General features: G+C 69.2%; 12 protein-coding genes and 2 pseudogenes. 10 read left to right on the top strand and 4 right to left on the bottom strand.

What is annotated here, in order from left to right; genetic code table 11:
• The first annotated feature begins 230 nt into the window (after nucleotides 1-230).
• Nucleotides 231-2,516, top strand: a complete 2,286-nt coding sequence (locus tag KHF85_RS16130) for a hypothetical protein (RefSeq protein ID WP_284567435.1) — start codon at nucleotides 231-233, stop codon at nucleotides 2,514-2,516.
• A gap of 48 nt (nucleotides 2,517-2,564) precedes the next feature.
• On the opposite strand, the gene KHF85_RS16125 is transcribed toward KHF85_RS16130, so the two are convergent.
• On the bottom strand, nucleotides 2,565-3,623 hold the full coding sequence (locus KHF85_RS16125) for a lipid A deacylase LpxR family protein (protein ID WP_284567434.1): 1,059 nt from the start codon (nucleotides 3,621-3,623) through the stop codon (nucleotides 2,565-2,567).
• A gap of 279 nt (nucleotides 3,624-3,902) precedes the next feature.
• Here KHF85_RS16125 and KHF85_RS16120 point away from each other — a divergent pair, with 279 nt between their 5' ends.
• From KHF85_RS16120 to KHF85_RS16105, 4 genes are all read left to right on the top strand, one after another.
• Nucleotides 3,903-4,181, top strand: a complete 279-nt coding sequence (locus tag KHF85_RS16120) for a DUF493 family protein (protein WP_003477767.1) — start codon at nucleotides 3,903-3,905, stop codon at nucleotides 4,179-4,181.
• An 80-nt stretch (nucleotides 4,182-4,261) separates the two neighbouring features.
• Nucleotides 4,262-4,882, top strand: coding sequence for a lipoyl(octanoyl) transferase LipB (gene lipB, locus KHF85_RS16115; protein WP_284569579.1), 621 nt, complete (start codon nucleotides 4,262-4,264; stop codon nucleotides 4,880-4,882).
• 22 nt (nucleotides 4,883-4,904) lie between these two features.
• Entirely contained in the window at nucleotides 4,905-5,915 is a 1,011-nt protein-coding gene (lipA, locus tag KHF85_RS16110) for a lipoyl synthase (RefSeq protein WP_284567433.1), read from the top strand.
• 241 nt (nucleotides 5,916-6,156) lie between these two features.
• A complete protein-coding gene (locus tag KHF85_RS16105) occupies nucleotides 6,157-8,334 on the top strand; it encodes a carboxy terminal-processing peptidase (protein WP_284567432.1) in 2,178 nt (725 codons plus the stop codon).
• Nucleotides 8,335-8,859: 525 nt separating this feature from the next.
• Here KHF85_RS16105 and KHF85_RS16100 read toward each other — a convergent pair.
• Nucleotides 8,860-9,174: pseudogene (locus KHF85_RS16100) on the bottom strand (TSUP family transporter); the annotation flags it as partial.
• A gap of 19 nt (nucleotides 9,175-9,193) precedes the next feature.
• Between KHF85_RS16100 and KHF85_RS20735 the strand changes: the two are divergent.
• Nucleotides 9,194-9,355: pseudogene (locus tag KHF85_RS20735) on the top strand (LysR substrate-binding domain-containing protein); the annotation flags it as partial.
• Nucleotides 9,356-9,510: 155 nt separating this feature from the next.
• Here KHF85_RS20735 and KHF85_RS16090 read toward each other — a convergent pair.
• The gene (locus KHF85_RS16090) at nucleotides 9,511-10,398 is read right to left on the bottom strand and encodes an endonuclease/exonuclease/phosphatase family protein (RefSeq protein WP_409976714.1); all 888 of its coding nucleotides are present in this window, start codon (nucleotides 10,396-10,398) and stop codon (nucleotides 9,511-9,513) included.
• A 269-nt stretch (nucleotides 10,399-10,667) separates the two neighbouring features.
• On the opposite strand from KHF85_RS16090, the gene KHF85_RS16085 reads away from it, so the two are divergent.
• From KHF85_RS16085 to KHF85_RS16070, 4 genes are all read left to right on the top strand, one after another.
• Nucleotides 10,668-11,723 (top strand): bifunctional nicotinamide-nucleotide adenylyltransferase/Nudix hydroxylase, encoded by a 1,056-nt coding sequence (locus KHF85_RS16085; protein WP_284567431.1) that lies wholly within the window; start codon nucleotides 10,668-10,670, stop codon nucleotides 11,721-11,723.
• Nucleotides 11,724-11,787: 64 nt separating this feature from the next.
• Entirely contained in the window at nucleotides 11,788-13,212 is a 1,425-nt protein-coding gene (locus tag KHF85_RS16080; protein ID WP_284567430.1) for a nicotinate phosphoribosyltransferase, read from the top strand.
• 344 nt (nucleotides 13,213-13,556) lie between these two features.
• Nucleotides 13,557-14,288, top strand: coding sequence for a DUF2242 domain-containing protein (locus tag KHF85_RS16075; protein ID WP_284567429.1), 732 nt, complete (start codon nucleotides 13,557-13,559; stop codon nucleotides 14,286-14,288).
• Nucleotides 14,289-14,430: 142 nt separating this feature from the next.
• Nucleotides 14,431-14,799, top strand: coding sequence for a glycine zipper 2TM domain-containing protein (locus tag KHF85_RS16070; RefSeq protein WP_064538630.1), 369 nt, complete (start codon nucleotides 14,431-14,433; stop codon nucleotides 14,797-14,799).
• A 260-nt stretch (nucleotides 14,800-15,059) separates the two neighbouring features.
• Here KHF85_RS16070 and KHF85_RS16065 read toward each other — a convergent pair whose 3' ends face one another.
• Nucleotides 15,060-15,947 (bottom strand): TIGR01777 family oxidoreductase, encoded by an 888-nt coding sequence (locus tag KHF85_RS16065; protein ID WP_284567428.1) that lies wholly within the window; start codon nucleotides 15,945-15,947, stop codon nucleotides 15,060-15,062.
• Nucleotides 15,948-16,145: the final 198 nt, after the last annotated feature.

Genomic DNA, 16,145 nt, shown 5'->3' with positions numbered 1-16,145 from the left:
CTCTAAAGCCTGATAATTCTGGCTTCCGCGCCGAAATCTATCTCCCCGATCCAGCTGTGCTGGGGCCAGGCTACAAGCCGACCATCGCGTTCAAGGGGTCCTCAGGTCAGGTGCTGACGCCGGATGGCCTGCGCGACACAACCGGTGAGGATTTCCTTGCGAACAACTTTCCGCAGTCCGTGGGATTGCGGACCGATTATTATGATCGCGCGATGCAACTTGGATCCTCATTGAAGCGAGATCATCTCGACTTCGAACTCGCCGCCCATTCGCTAGGCGGTGGCGAGGTTGCGGCAGTCTCGGCGGTCACTGGTGCGCGGGCTACCACCTTCAACGCCGCCGGCCTGCACCCGCTTACCGCGCAACGCTTCGCGCAGGAAAACGGCCTGCCGTTGTACGACACGCAAAAGAATGTAGTCGCCTACCAGGTCGCCGGCGAGATCCTCAACGACGGCATCCAGCAGAACATCCACCGGCTGGATGCGTTCCGGCGCGAGGAACTGGGCGGGGTATTGAAGGAAACCAGCACCCTGCTCAAGGACCTGCCGCAAGGCAAGGCGCTGCTGGCCAGCCAGCTGGATGCGTCCGTGCCGCGCTATGCGCAGCCGTCGGTGCATGCGTTCCTGGACCGGCTGGAGCAGGGCGATACCGCGCAGTTGCTGCGCGAGTTGCCGCTGGCGGCCGGGCAGGCGCAGCCCTTGCTGGCGGCCAAGCGGCGCGAACATCCGGATGACCCAAGCAGCGGCCCGGTCGATCGCGCGCGGCATTTGTCATTGCGCGAGGTGTCCAATTTCTCCGGGCCGATGCTGGACATCGTGTATGCGACCGCACAGGGCGCGCGGCTGGGTCGCGGCGTGGGTGGTGCGATGGCGCAGGCCGGACAGCGGGCCGGGCAGGGGATGGAGGCGTCCGGCGACATGGTCAATCGCGGCACGCAGGCCGCCGCGCAGTTGGGCCAGCATGCCACCCATGCGCTGGGCGATGCGGCCGCTCACGAGGTGGAGCGTGCCGGGATGTTTGGCGCCCAGGGCATGCAGGCGCTGGGGGAGGTGCAGGCGGGTGCCGAGCGCTTGCAAGGGCGGATCGAAGGTGGTGCCGCCGTGCTGGGTGCGGCCACCTTGTGGCAGGCCAGTGCGGTGTTGCCGCAGGGGCTGCGCGAGCAGGTCCACGCTCAGGCCGGGCGCCTGGCGCAGGCGGGCGTCGGCGCACAGCAGCGAGGCCAGACCGAGGCGGCGCACGCTGTGCATGCAGCGGCCGAGCAGGCGCAGGGCATCCGCCAGGGCGCGCGCGTGGCGGGCGGCGCGTTGGGCGCGGTTGCCGATCGGGCAGGGCGGGTGCAGCACGACGCGGTTGCCGCGGCGGGGAGCGCGGCCGACGCGACACTGGACGCGGCCGGGCGCTATACCCAGGCGGCGTCGGCCCAATTGCCTGGGGTTTACGCCGCGCAGAGCGCCGCCGCCACGGCCGCGGTCGGCGCGGCGACGGTGCTCAATCCGACAACGCTGCAGGGCGGGAGCAATCTGGCCAGGACGGGCGTGTTTGCAAGCCAGGCAGCGCCCAGCGCCAAGGAAGCCACCGACCGCCACCTGATGACCGAGACGGTGCTGCCGAGCCTGGATGCGCGGATCCATGACATCGAGCGTGAGGCGCGCCAGCATATTGCGCCCGAGCGGGCCCGCCCGCAGGCGCCGGCCGCGGGCGTCCCCGCACCCGAGCGCGATGCCCATGACGGACACGCGCCGGCGCCGCAACCTGCGCCGCAGCACGCTGCCGCGGCGGCCTGGTCGCCGCCGACCGACCTGCGCGACCCGGCGCATCCCGGTCACGCCGAGTTCAAGCACAGCTTGCGCGAGGTGCACTACATGGAAGCCGGTCAGGGCATCGCCTCCGGCCCGCATAGCGAAAAAGTGGCGGCCGCGCTGCTGGTGCAGGGCGAGCGCGAGGGACTGCGCATCACCAACGTGGCGATGGGGCCGGATGGCCAGGTGCAAGGGCTGCAGCGTTTCAGTGCCTTCGATGCGCCGAAAATGGTGCAGATCGATCCGCGCCAGGCGCAATCGCTGGAGATGCAGGACTACGCCAGCCAGTGGGCGCAGCTGCGTTCGCCGCACCTTGTCAGCCAGGCAGCGCCGGCCGAGCGCACCGCCGAGCAGGCGCAGGGAATCGCGGCGCTGTCGGCGGCCGATCAGGCGATGTTCGCGCGCATTCGCCAGGACGTGCCGGCGCATATCGGCGATGAGCATGTGGCGCAGGCGATGTTGCACGCCAAGCAGAACGGGATCGACGATGCGGGCAAGATCGAGCGCGTATTCATGGCCGGGGATGCCATGTGGGTGGCTGGTACGACGCCCGGCTTTCGTACTTCGACGGACGTGTCGCAGCAGGCCATGCCGATGCAGGACACGGTGCAGCAGGCGCAGGCGTTCAATCAACAGTGCGCGCAGCAGTTGGCGCTGGAGGCACAGCAGCGGCAGCAGGAGGGTCCTGGAGGCAGGGGCGGGCCTGTGATGAGTTGATGCCTGCGCGGAGCGCAGAGGCCTCACCCAATCCCCAATCCGGGTTCTTCAGAGCCGCCGACTGATCGTGAAGCTGCCGAACACCGGCGTCTGCTGCTGCAGGTCGAATTCGCGGGTGCTCCAGTAGCGCGCCAGCGCGAACTTCCAGTTGCCGCGCATCACCGCCAGGCCGAAGCCGGCTTGGCCGACGAAGGGGCGTTTGTTTACGCTATGGCTGTCGCGGAAGGTGTTGCCGTCCAGGGTGATGTCGCGCAGCACCCAGCGCGCATCGCTGGTCAGGAACAGGTGCGCCGACCAGCCGCGGCCCAGGCCGTAGCGGGGCGGGGCGGTGTTCTCGCCAGCCGGGCGCAGCGGCGAGCTGCCGAAGTCGTCCGGCAGTTTCCAGCCGAAGCGCAGTTCGCCGCCGGCATTGGCGTGGGTCTGCAGGGTGCCGAGCGCGCCGCCCCAGTGGCTGATCGCGTCCCAGCCCCAGCCGTCGGCGTTGACCGCCGCGTCGCCGGGCCAGCGGCGCATGCGTTCGTGCACCAGGCGGAATACCGGTTCGTCGTGCAACTGGTTGTCCCAACCGAGGAACCTCTCGTCGCCGAGCGCGTCGTGTACCGCGTCCTGCATCTGCTTGCCCTGCGCCGACGGGCCGACCATGCCCAGGGTCAGTTGGGTGGTGCGCAGGCGGTCCTGGTTGCGCGCGTTGTAACCGAGGATCACCGTCAGGATGCCGACATAGGGACGGTCGTCCTCGATCAGGTCGCGGCGGGTCTTGTCGGTCGGGGTGAAAATGGCCTGGCCGAAGCTGAAGACCATGTTCTGCTGCTCGAACTCGCCAGGATGCAGGCGTTCCAGGTAGCGGTTGAGCGTGCGCGCGAGTCGCGGCAGGCAGGGATCGTTGGTGTAATCGACCAGGTTCGGCGAGACCAGGGTCATGCCGAAGCCGTTGCTATAGCCCTGGTCCTGGTCGGCGCCGCCGAACAGGTCGTTGTCGACGCGGAAGTTCACCGTCGGCGGCGTGTCCTGCAGCGCGCTGCCGGCGCAACGGTCGGCAGCGGCAGCGGGCAGCGCGGCGATGGCGAACAGGGGGGCGAAGGCGAGAGGCAGGCGCGATGGCGGCATGGGCGGCGTCCCTGGGGGCGGAAAGGCATGGGTGGAGCGACGCTAGCGGGCCGGATGCGCGTGTTCCGTGAAGCCTGCGTTCATGAAAGTGCCGGGGCCAGCATAGGCCGCGGCGGCGCGGCGCGAAAGCCATGTCGCCGTATCGGTTCGTCCTACTGGCATCGCTTGCCGACAGCATGTGCGCGCTGACACGACGCGGCTACCGCCACCGCCGCGGCACGCCGCTTGCCGGCGCGCCGCGGCCTTGGGTTTGCCCGGCGCCGGCCCGATAATGCAGCCATGGACATCACCTCGGACAATCCCGAACACGGCTTCCAGTTCCCCGGCGTCTTCGAGCTCAGCGCGATGGGCACCGCCAACACCGGGCTGGAGACCGAACTGCCGCGCCTGCTCGCCCAGGCCGGGGTGGACGTGCTGGAAGAGCGCATCAGCTGGAAGCATTCGTCCAACGGCAAGTACGTGTCGGTGCGGATCGCCTTCCGCGCCGCCGACCGCGGCCAGTACGACGCTGCGCACCTGGCGCTGCGCGAGCACCCGGAAGTGAAGTGGACGCTGTAGCCGGCGCCGCCGTGCTGCCGCCGGAACCGACGCCGGCGCTGCCGCCGTGCCGGGTCCGCGATCTCGGCCGCCAGCCCTACATGCCGGTGTGGCGGGCGATGCAGCGCTTCACCGATACGCGCGCGGAAACCGATGCCGACGAGCTGTGGGTGGTCGAGCACGAGCCGGTGTTCACCCTCGGCCAGGCCGGTAAGCCCGAACACGTGCTGGCGCCAGGCGAGATCCCGGTGCTGCACGTGGACCGCGGCGGCCAGGTCACCTACCACGGCCCCGGCCAGTTGGTGATGTATCCGCTGCTGGACCTGCGCCGGCTGAAGATCGGGGTGCGCGACTACGTGTGCCGGATCGAGCAGGCCATCATCGACACGCTCGACGAATGGAACATCCTCGGCCAGCGCCGCGACGGCGCGCCCGGCGTCTACGTCGGCGCGGCCAAGGTCGCCGCGCTCGGCATCCGCGTGCGCCGCGGCTGCACCTTCCACGGCCTGTCGTTCAACGTGGCGATGGATCTGGAGCCGTTCCACCGCATCAACCCCTGCGGCTATCAAGGCCTGCAGGTGACCTCGGTGCTAGACTTGGGCGGTCCCTCCGGCATGCAGGCCGTCAAACCGGTGCTGCTGGCCCAACTGGCGCGCCAGTTCGGGCTGACCCTGCAGCCGCTCGACGCCTTGCCCGACCTCACGCTCACGCACGCGGCCTGACCGCCTGCCCGCCGACGACGCCATGACCCAGCCCAGCGCACGCTCCATCCCCTTGCAGGTCCTTTCCGGCGACAGCGCGCCCGCGCCGCTGCAGGCCGGCGTCAAGCAACTGGGCGGGGACAAGATCAACCGCTCGCCGGTGCAGTTCGCCGACGCGCCGGTGCTGCGCAAGCCGTCGTGGATCCGGGTGCGGATCCCGTCCGGCAACGCGGTGCAGACCCTCAAGGCCAAGCTGCGCGAGAACCGCCTGGTCACGGTCTGCGAGGAAGCCAGCTGCCCGAACATCCATGAGTGCTTCAGCCACGGCACCGCCACCTTCATGATCCTGGGTGAGGTCTGCACCCGCCGCTGCTCGTTCTGCGATGTCGCCCACGGCCGGCCCAAGCCGCCGGACGCCGGCGAGCCTGTCAGCCTGGCGCAGACCGTGGCCGACATGGGCCTGCGCTACGTGGTGGTGACCAGCGTCGATCGCGACGACCTGCGCGACGGCGGCGCCCAGCATTTCGCCGACTGCATCGGCGCGATCCGCACCGCCGCGCCGGCCACCCGCATCGAGATCCTGACCCCGGACTTCCGCGGCAAGGGCCGCATGGACCGCGCGCTGGAAATCCTGGCGACCAATCCGCCGGACGTGTTCAACCACAACATCGAGACCGTGCCGGACCTGTACCCGAACGTGCGTCCCGGTGCCGACTACCAGTGGTCGCTGACCCTGCTGCAGAAGTTCAAGGCGCAGCACCCGGCCATCGCCACCAAGTCCGGGATCATGCTCGGCCTGGGCGAGACCATGGAGCAGGTGCAGGCCACGCTGCGCGACCTGCGCGCGCACGCCGTGGACATGGTCACCATCGGCCAGTACCTGCAGCCGACCGCGCACCACCACCCGGTGATGCGCTACTGGACGCCGGAGGAGTACAAGGCGCTGGAGGAGTACGGCAACGCGTTGGGCTTCAGCCACGTCGCCTCCGGGCCGATGGTGCGCTCGTCCTATCACGCTGATCGGCAGGCGGCCGGCGCCGGCGTGGCGGCCTGAGTTCGCTTTGCGGCATCGCTTCCGGTGCCGCCCGCAGCGTCCTGGCGATCGTCCAGGACGCCCGCCGTCGCGGATGCAACGCCCGCCCGCAGCGCCTGCACCGGCGCCATTCACATTTCGCTACCGAGCCCCGGCTAGTCTGGTTCAGGAACAGATGACACGGCCTGCAACTTGCGGCACTGTCGTGTTGTCTCACGCGATCTGCAGCCCCCCCTGACGGCCTGGTGCCGAGAGTACGTTGATGAAATTCAAAGCTTCCGTCTTTCTGCTGGCGTTCGCGCTGACCACGCCGCTGGCGCTGTTCGCCCGCACCGACGCGCCCGCGCTGCCGGCGGCCTCGACCGCCGACCAGTCCACCACCGCCAAGCTGGTGTACGGGCTGCTCTCCGACAGCCGCTATGCCTACCGGCCGCGCGCGCTGGACGAAGCCACCTCGAAGGAAGTCTTCAAGAAGTACCTGGAGACGCTGGACGGCAGCAAGCAGTTCTTCACCCAGGCCGACGTGGACAAGTTCGCCGCGTTCCAGGCCAACCTCGGCAGCAATATCGCCTCCGGCCAGCTGGAGCCGGCGTTCCAGGTGTTTGCCGTGTACCGGCAACGCGTGGACGAGCGCATCGGCTACGCGCGCAAGCTGCTCAAGCAGGACTTCGATTTCAACGGCAGCGAGAAGTTCGAGTACGACCGCAAGGACGTGGCGTGGCCCAAGGATGACCGGGAGCTGGACGAGCTGTGGCGCAAGTCGGTGATGAACGACTGGCTGCGGCTCAAGCTGGCCGGCAAGAAGTCCGAGGACATCCGCAAGACCCTGGACAAGCGCTACGCCAACCTCGCCGACTCGGTGAAGGAACTGAAGAGCGAGGACGTGTTCCAGTTCTTCATGAACGCCTACACCAACACCGTCGATCCGCACACCGACTACTTCACCCCGCGCACCGCCGAGAACTTCAACCAGCAGATGTCGCTATCGCTGGAAGGCATCGGCGCGCAGCTGCAGAAGCAGGACGACATGGTGGTGATCCGCGAGGTCATCCCCGGCGGTCCGGCCGCGGTGGACGGCACGCTGAAGCCAGGCGACCGCATCGTCGGCGTCGGCCAGGGCAAGGCCGGCCAGGTCGAGGACGTGATCGGCTGGCGCATCGACGACGTGGTGGCCAAGATCCGCGGCGACAAGGACACCCAGGTGCGCCTGGAGTACATCCCGGCCGAGGCCGGCGTGGACGGCAAGCACCGCCAGTTGCTGCTGACCCGGCAGAAGGTGCGCCTGGCCGAACAGGCCGCCAAGGGCGAGACCATCACCCTGCCGGCGAAGGACGGCGAACCGGCGCGGCGCGTCGGCGTGATCAAGCTGCCGGCGTTCTACCAGGACTTCGAGGGCCGCCGCCGCAACGCCAGCGACTACGCCTCGGCGACCCGCGACGTGGCCAAGCTGCTGGCCGGCTTCAAGACCGACAAGCTCGACGGCGTGGTGCTGGACCTGCGCAACAACGGCGGCGGTTCGCTGGACGAGGCGATCGAACTGACCGGCCTGTTCATCGAGCAGGGTCCGGTGGTGCAGGTGCGCGAATCCGGCGGCCGCGTCACCGTCAACAGCGACCAGAACCCGGGCGTGGCCTGGGACGGCCCGCTGGCCGTGCTGATCAACCGCGGTTCGGCCTCGGCGTCGGAGATCTTCGCCGGCGCCATTCAGGACTACGGCCGCGGCCTGATCATCGGCGAGACCAGCTTCGGCAAGGGCACGGTACAGAACATCGTCGACCTGGACCGCTGGCCGGCCAACCAGACCGACCGCTTCGGCCAGGTCAAGCTGACCATCGCCCAGTTCTTCCGGGTCAGCGGCAGCAGCACCCAGCACAAGGGCGTGGTGCCGGACATCGCGTTCCCGGCCAGCGTCGATGCCACCGAGTTCGGCGAGAGCACCTATCCCAACGCCTTGCCGTGGACCCGCATCGCCGCGGTGCCGCACACCCAGTACGGCAACTTCGCGCCACTGCTGCCGAAGCTGGAGACGCTGCACGCCAGCCGCATCGCCAGCGACAAGGAATTCCAGTGGTGGGAAGAGGACGTGCAGCAGTTCCGCACCGAAGCGGCGAAGAAGTACGTGGTGCTCAACGAGGCCGAGCGCCGCGCCGAGCGCGAGAAGCAGGACGTGCAGCGCAAGCAGCGCCAGGAAATGCGCAAGCAGCTCGGCCTGCCGCTGGACCCGCTCGCCGACGACAGCAGCGACGACGGCCTGACCGGCAACGAGCGCGACATCATCAAGGACGCCGCGCGCGAGAAGCTGGTCGACAAGCGCCCGGATCCGCTGCTGCGCGAGTCGGCCTCGATCCTGGCCGATGCGCTGAACCTGCTGGAAAAGGACCACCCGCTGTCGGTGCAGGTGCTGCCGCAGTCCACCGGCCCGGGGCGCTGGGCCGACTGAGCCTGCGCTTCATCGTCGTGCGAACACGAACGCGCCATCGCCCAGCGGTGGCGCGTTTTTCATTGGGCGTCTGCGTGGCCGCGCGCGCCATCGCTTGCGTTCTGCTCTACCGCTGCCGAACGCTCTGGCAAAGCGGCCAGCCACGCTACCGGCGATCGCACTGCAGGATAGCCTCAGGTTGCCTCGGGCCATCAGGCGGCCCGACAGGCGCCTTGTAGGAGCTTCAGCCGCGCCATAGACTCGGTCGCGGCTGAAGCCGCTCCTACATGGCTTGCGGATCGCCTGCTGAGTGCACTGTAGGCGGCTTCAGCCGCGACGACTTCCGAAGCCGGCAGGCCCGCCGCTGCGCTCGTGCGACTGAAGTCGCTCCCACAAGGATTTCACCGGCGCCGCGGAACTGCGAGGCCTCTTGTGGGAGGGACTTCAGTCCCGACTGCATGCCGGTTCGGAACACGCGCCACTCCGCTCGTCGCGGCTGAAGACAGTTGCTCTTACAAGTGCGGATCAGCTGGGTCGAACGCCGCGCTAGCCCAGCGCCTGCCACAGCTGATGCATGCCCAACGCCAGCAAGGTCAGGAAGAACACCCGGCGGAATGCTTCGGCGGAAATGCGCTGGCGCAAGCGGGCACCGAGCCACATGCCGATTGCGGTCGGCAGCAGCGCCAGCAGCGACGGGCCGAGCGCGCCACGCGCAAACGCGCCGTGCCAGGCCAGCGCAGTGGCGAGCGCCAGCGTGGCGGTGAAGAAGCAGTAGCCCAGCGCGCGCATCAACGTCTCCCGCGGCAGGCCGAGCGCGACCAGATAGGGCAGGGCCGGCAGCACGAACACACCGGTGGCGCCGGTGCAGCGGCACCTGCGCATGCAGGCCGCGCGCGCCGGCGGCCAGCTGCGCATCCGCGCCCACGTGCACGGCATCGAGCCGCTGTGGCGGATGCTGGCGCGCGGCGCCGGCGTGGCGCTCCTGCCGCAGGCCGCGCTGGCCCGGGTCAGCGTGCGCGAACAGCTGGTCGCGGTGCCGTTGCAGGAGCCGTGGGCGGCGCGGCGGTTGTCGATCGTGTGGCGGCCCGCACCGGCCCGGCGCCGGCAGTGCGTCAGGTGCTGGACTGGTTGTGCGCGCATGCCGACGGCGCAGCGGCCACCCGTGCGGGATGACACGCCGCGCGCAAGCGATGGACCTCACTGTGGCCAGGCGAACTCGGCTGCCACCGGGAAGTGGTCCGACGGCCAATGTCCCTGCGGCCGCGCATCGAGCGTGGCGAAATGGGTGGCGCGCAGTCCGCGCGACAGGATCCAGTCGATGCGCCGGTCGGGATGGCCGGTGAAATCGTGGAAGGTCGCTTCCGGTCCCAGCGCGTGCGGCGCCTGCTTGCGCGCGTCGGCCAGCGCAGGAACCAGCGTGAGGTAGGTGGGCGAATCCGGCGCCGTGTTGAAGTCGCCGGTGACGACCACCGGCACGTCGGCCGGCAAGGCCTGCAGGCGCGAAAGGAGCAGCGCGGCGCCCTTGGCGCGCGCGGCCTCGTCCTCGTCGCGATACGGCAGATGGGTGTCGAACAGATAGAAGCGGCGCCCGTCGGCGATGCGCTCGAACAGTCCCCAGTTCACCATCCGCGGCAGCGGGTGGCCCCAACTGATGCTGCCCACCACCGCCGGCGTGTCCGACAGCCAGAAATCGCCCGAATCCAGCAGTTTCAGCCGGCGGCTGTCGTAGAACACGCCCATGCGCTCGCCGTCCTCGCTGCCGTCGCGGCTGCGCCCGAACCAGCGGTAGTCGGGCAGTTGCGCGGCCAGGTAATCGGCCTGCCGCTTGACCAACTCCTGGGTGCCGAACACATCCGGATGCTGCGCGCGGATCAGCGCCGCCATCGCGCTGCGGCGGATCTCCCAGCGCTTGTCGCCGTCGCTATCGACCGGCACGCGCACGTTGAAGCTCATCACCTTGAGCGTGGCCGGTGTGTTGTGCGCCGGGGGGGCGCGCCTGCGCCGAGGCGAGCACGGCGCCCAGAGCGAGCAACAGCAGCAACCAAAGCGAACGCGGGGAGAACAGCAATTTGGACATGGCGACAGGTCTGGTGGCGAGGGATCGCGCCAATGCTGGCATGCCGATGTGACCGCCAGCCAGTCGCCGACTGCGGCGCGCACGCAACGCCGCGACGCGTGCATTGGCGCACGCCGCGCGCGGCGGAAACCGCCCGCCGTGCATCGGGGCATCGGCGCGGCAGACGCCGCGCGCGTTATCGGACCGCCGCGCACGGCACTTGACGCCTTCGCCCATCGGCGTAGCATTTGCGCCACGCCAAGGGACAGACCCGCGGCGATTCCAATCACCGTGAGGGATGCTCATGGACTACGACTATCTGGTGTTCATCGGGCGCTTCGAGCCCTTCCACAACGGTCACGCCGCCGTTGCCCGTCACGCCCTGGCGCGTGCGCAGAAACTCATCTTCCTGATCGGCTCGGCCGAGACCCCGCGCACCATCCGCAATCCGTGGACGGTGGCCGAACGCAGCGTCATGATCCAGGCCGCGCTCGAGGGCGCGGGCGAGCGCTTGATCCTGCGCCCGCTGCGCGACCACCTGTACAACGAGAGCCAATGGATCGCCGCGGTGCAGTCGGCGGTGGCCGGGGCGGTGCGCGCCGATGGCGGCGCCGCCGAGGCGCGCATCGGCCTGGTCGGCATGGACAAGGATGCCAGCAGCTATTACCTGCGCGAGTTCCCGCAGTGGCCGCTGGTCGATGTGCAGCACACCGAAACCCTGTCGGCGACCGAACTGCGCCGCTACCTGTTCGAGGCCGGCAGCATCGACTTCCACGGCGCGCTGCTGATGCTGCGCGGCAACGTGCCGGCGCCGGTGTTCGACATGCTCGAGGCGTTCCGCAAGAACTCGCCGTCGTACGCGGAACTGCTGGCCGAATACCAGTTCATCGAACAATACCGCGCGGCCTGGAAGGAGGCGCCGTATCCGCCGACCTTCGTCACCGCCGATGCGGTGGTGGTGCATTCGGGCCACGTGCTGCTGGTGCGGCGCCGCGCCGCGCCGGGCAAGGGGCTGTGGGCGCTGCCGGGCGGCTTCGTCGGCCAGCACGAGAGCATCTTCGATGCCTGCCTGCGCGAACTGCGCGAGGAAACCCGGCTGAAGATTCCGGTGCCGGTGCTGAAGGGCTCGCTGAAGAACCGCCACGTGTTCGACCACCCCGAGCGCAGCCTGCGCGGACGCACCATCACCCACGCGTTCCACTTCGAATTCACCTTCGGCGAACTGCCCGAGGTGCGCGGCGGCGACGATGCCGACAAGGCGCGCTGGATCCCGGTCAGCGAAGTGCTCGGCATGGGCCCGAAACTGTTCGAAGACCACCTGCACCTGCTCGAATTCTTCCTGGGCCGCGGTTGACCGCAGCCTGCCCCGGCCGGCGGACAGACCGCTGGCTTTCCCCGACGCGAAGGAGCTTCCCGTCATGCAATGCCTGAACAACCTGCTGCTCAACACCGACAGCTACAAGGCCAGCCACTGGCTGCAATATCCGGCCGGCACCGATGCCACGTTCTTCTACGTCGAATCGCGCGGCGGCGTTTACGACCGCACCGTGTTCTTCGGCCTGCAATCGATCCTCAAGGAGGCGCTGGGCCGCGCCGTCACCCATGCCGACATCGACGAGGCGCGCGACCTGTTCGCCGCGCACGGCGAGCCGTTCAACGAGGCCGGTTGGCGCGACATCGTCGATCGCCTCGGCGGGCAGTTGCCGATCCGCATCCGCGCCGTGCCCGAGGGCAGCGTGGTGCCGACCCACAACGCGCTGATGACCATCGAGTCCACCGACGCGCAGGCCTACTGGGTGCCGTCGTACCTGGAAACGCTGCTGCTGCGCATCTGGTATCCGGTCACCGTGGCCACGGTCAGCTGGCACGCCAAGCAGACTCTGCGCCAGTTCCTGGAACGCACCAGCGACGACCCGGAAGGGCAGTTGCCGTTCAAGCTGCACGACTTCGGCGCGCGCGGCGTGTCCAGCCTGGAGTCGGCGGCGATCGGCGGCGCTGCGCACCTGGTCAATTTTCTCGGCACCGATACCGTGTCCGGACTGCTGCTGGCGCGCGCGCACTACCACGAGCCGATGGCCGGCTACTCGATCCCCGCCGCCGAGCACAGCACCATCACCAGTTGGGGCCGCGCGCGCGAAGTGGACGCGTACCGCAACATGCTCCGGCAGTTCGGCAAGCCCGGCGGCATCGTCGCGGTGGTGTCCGACAGCTACGACATCTTCCACGCGATCCGCGAACACTGGGGGACCACGCTGCGCGAAGAAGTGATCGCCTCCGGCGCCACCGTGGTGATCCGCCCCGATTCCGGCGACCCGGTGGCGGTGGTGCACCAGTGCCTGGAACTGCTCGACGAGGCCTTCGGCCACAGCCTCAACGGCAAGGGCTACAAGGTGCTCAACCACGTGCGCGTGATCCAGGGCGACGGGGTCAACCCGACCAGCATTCGCGCGATCCTTGAACGCGTCACCAGCGCCGGCTACGCCACCGACAACGTCGCCTTCGGCATGGGCGGCGCGCTGTTGCAGCGGCTGGACCGCGACACCCAGAAGTTCGCGCTGAAGTGTTCGGCCGCGCGCGTGGACGGCACCTGGATCGACGTCTACAAGGACCCGGTCACCGACAAGGGCAAGCTCAGCAAGCGCGGCCGCATGAGCCTGTTGCGCCACCGCGAGTACGGCGGCTACCGCACCGAACCGGTGCCGGCCACGGCCGCATCGCTGGACGCACTGGCGCTGCCCGCCGGCTACGACGACGCGATGGTCACGGTGTGGGAAAACGGCCGTCTGCTGCACGACTGGAGCCTGGCGCAGGTGCGCGAGCGCGCGAACGCGGCGCGTCTGTAGGTGTCGGCAGGGATGCCGACATCGAGTGCGCGCCGCTGCTGAGCGGTGCCTCGCCGCTGTTCGCCGCACTGCGCGGCATGCCGCACCTGGATGGCGGGTGCCTGCCGCTGCCGACGGCGGCGCCGGCTATCTGCGCTGGGCACGCCAATGCAGTGCGGGCACGGTGATCTTCCGTGAGTTCTCGCGGCTTTGCGACGGCTACCGCAGCGGCCTGCTGCGGCTGGACCTGTCGCTGCAGCCGGCAGCGCTCGCTAACCGCGGGATGAGCGCTGGCGGCGGCATCAAGGCCGTCTCGACACGCTTGCGGCTATCCTTGGCCGGTTCCTTCCTTCCGGTTCATGGCCATGTCCGCTTCTTCCAACGTCCTCGCCTTTCCCGCGCTCATGCTGGTCGCGATCGGCCTGAGCGGTTGCTTCGCCCGCAAACAGGACAACCTGGTGAAGGAAACCTTCAATTCCGACAACACCTATTCGCGCAGCTATCCGGTACAGCCGGGCCAGGCCTGCGAATCGGCGCGGCGCGCGCTGCTGAGCCAGGGCTACGTGGTGGCCAAGGCCACCGCCGATGCGGTCGAGGGCACCAAGAACTTCCAGCCCAACCAGGATTCGCACGAGCAGCTGGAACTGCGCGTGTCGTGCGTGGCGCATGGCCAGGACGAATCCTGGGTGTTCGTCAGCGCGCTGCAGGACCGTTATGCGCTGAAGAAGAGCGCGACCTCGGCCAGCGTCGGCGTCGGCGTGCTCGGCTCGGTGTCGCTGCCGGTCGGCAGCAGCGACGACTCGCTGGTGCGCGTGGCCAGCAGCACGGTGCAGGACGGCGATTTCTACAAGCGCTTCTTCGAACTCATGGCGCAGTACCTGCCCAAGGCCAAACCGGCCGCGCCCCCCGAGCCGTCGCCGGCTGCAGCGGCCAAGCCCGAGCCGGCCGCTGCGGTACCGGCGCCAGCGCCGACACCGGCACCGACACCGGCACCGGCACCGGCACCGGCACCGGCAGCAGTGCCGACGCCGGTGGCGGAAGTCGCGCCAGCGCCTGCCGCCGCAGCTGCGGTCAGCGACAGCACCACGCCGCGCTGAAGGATGCGTTCATCCGCCGCTGTGAAAACTGAATAGAGGGATTTCGCTTCACGATTCATTCCCAATCGCGGTGCAAAGGTGGCGCCGTCGGGAGTGCGATGCTTGCAACAGGCATCGGCTCCGCCACCCAGGAGCCACCAGCATGAACACTTTCAAATCCGCCTTGTGTCTCGCCGTCCTCGCGATCGCCACTGCTGCTGCGCCGCTGGCGCAGGCGCAGCGCCATTACGGGCCGGAAGACGCCGGACGTCGCTTCAACGACGGCACCCGCGTGCACTGCAAGAAGGTTGCGGTGCGGAAGAACAGCACCGACCCCGACCGCATCGGCGGCACCTTGGCCGGCGCAGCGATCGGCGGCCTGCTCGGCAACCAGGTGGGCAAGGGCGACGGCAAGAAGCTGGCAACGGTCGGCGGCGCGGTCGCCGGTGGCGCCACCGGGCGCTACATTCAGGGGCAGCGCCAGCAGGCCAACGGCAACCGTCGCGTCGAGACCGTCTGCAGGCGCTACTGAGGCGATGCCGCGATCGGCCATCGCGGCGCCCCGAAGTAAACAAAACGCCCCGGCGGACAACATCCGCCGGGGCGTTTTGCGTCGCGGCGGCGTGCGAGCGTGTGTGTGGTTCACCGCGATGATGCCGCGCGGCTCACCTGCGCTTGCCAGGCCTTCTGTAGGAGCGGCTTCAGCCGCGACCGGGCGTTACCGGTAACATCCGGTCACGGCTGAAGCCGCTCCTACAGAGGCAGGCATCGGCAGCCTGTCGCGTTCTGGCCTTAGCCGACAATGGCACGCAGCGCCGGCCCCAGCTCCGGATAACGAAACACATAGCCTTCCTGCTGCGCCCGCGTCGGCAATACCCGCTGGCTGCCGAGCAACAGGTCGGCCATCTCGCCAAAGGCCAGGCGCAGCGCCGCGGCCGGCGCCGGCAGCAACGCCGGCCGGTGCACCGCCTGGCCCAGCTGCTGCGCGAAATCGGCATTGGTCACCGGCGTCGGTGCGGTGGCGTTGTAGGCGCCGTCGCCGCCGTGCTGCAGCAGCCACAGCAACAGGCCGACGTGGTCGTCGCGATGGATCCAGCTCATCCATTGCCGGCCATCGCCCATGCGCCCGCCCAGGCCGAGCCGGAACGGCGGCAGCATCCGCGCCAGCGCGCCGCCGTCGCCGCCGAGCACCACCCCGGTCCGCACCAGGCTGGTCCGCAGGCCCAGCGCCTGCGCCTGCAGCGCCTCGGTTTCCCAGTCGCGGCATAGCTGCGCGGAAAAATCCGCGCCGGCTGCGCTGCGCTCGTCGAGCAGGTCGTTGCCGCGGTCGCCGTAGTAGCCGATCGCCGAGCCGGAGAGCAGGCAGGCGGGACGTTGCACCGGGTCCAGTTGCGCGATCCAGTCGAGCAGCGTGCGGGTGGTGCCGATGCGCGAGGTCCGGAAGCGGCGCTTGCGGGTTTCGTTCCAGCGGCCTTCGCCGAGCGGTTCGCCGGCGAGATTGATCACCGCCTGCGCCGGTGCCGCCTCCTGCAGGGTGTCCAGCGCCTGCACGCCGGGCAGGGTGCGCGCCGCGCGTGCGGCGTCGCGCGTGAGCACGCTGACCTGGTGGCCGGCCTGAAGCAGGGCGGGGCAGAGGGCGCGGCCGATGAAGCCGGTGCCGCCGGTGACGAGCACATGCATGACGCTGGTTCCGCGAGCGGGGAGCGGCAGTGTAGGGTTGGCTGGCATTGCAGTGGAGTGAATACGCGTACCGATGCGCGCCATGCGCGTGGCCAAGGCGCACGGTTTCGCGGCGCGTGCACCGCGCACGCGTCACGCTGCGTACCCGCGTGTGCGTCCCGCAGCGCGGCCACGCATTCTGCCGTTGTCCTGTTCCGC

The organism is Xanthomonas graminis pv. graminis (genome assembly GCF_030168915.1).
Lineage (GTDB): Bacteria > Pseudomonadota > Gammaproteobacteria > Xanthomonadales > Xanthomonadaceae > Xanthomonas_A > Xanthomonas_A translucens.
This window is presented reverse-complemented; position numbering and strand designations above follow the sequence as displayed.

Excerpts from the sequence above, each read along its gene's own strand:
- lipA (WP_284567433.1), top strand. The coding sequence starts at position 4,905 with ATGACCCAGCCCAGCGCACGCTCCATCCCCTTGCAGGTCCTTTCCGGC.
- KHF85_RS16085 (WP_284567431.1), top strand. The coding sequence starts at position 10,668 with ATGCTCATGGACTACGACTATCTGGTGTTCATCGGGCGCTTCGAGCCC.
- KHF85_RS16070 (WP_064538630.1), top strand. The coding sequence starts at position 14,431 with ATGAACACTTTCAAATCCGCCTTGTGTCTCGCCGTCCTCGCGATCGCC.
- KHF85_RS16065 (WP_284567428.1), bottom strand. The coding sequence starts at position 15,947 with ATGCATGTGCTCGTCACCGGCGGCACCGGCTTCATCGGCCGCGCCCTC.
- KHF85_RS16080 (WP_284567430.1), top strand. The coding sequence starts at position 11,788 with ATGCAATGCCTGAACAACCTGCTGCTCAACACCGACAGCTACAAGGCC.
- KHF85_RS16075 (WP_284567429.1), top strand. The coding sequence starts at position 13,557 with ATGTCCGCTTCTTCCAACGTCCTCGCCTTTCCCGCGCTCATGCTGGTC.
- KHF85_RS16105 (WP_284567432.1), top strand. The coding sequence starts at position 6,157 with ATGAAATTCAAAGCTTCCGTCTTTCTGCTGGCGTTCGCGCTGACCACG.
- KHF85_RS16125 (WP_284567434.1), bottom strand. The coding sequence starts at position 3,623 with ATGCCGCCATCGCGCCTGCCTCTCGCCTTCGCCCCCCTGTTCGCCATC.
- lipB (WP_284569579.1), top strand. The coding sequence starts at position 4,262 with ATGCCGGTGTGGCGGGCGATGCAGCGCTTCACCGATACGCGCGCGGAA.
- KHF85_RS16120 (WP_003477767.1), top strand. The coding sequence starts at position 3,903 with ATGGACATCACCTCGGACAATCCCGAACACGGCTTCCAGTTCCCCGGC.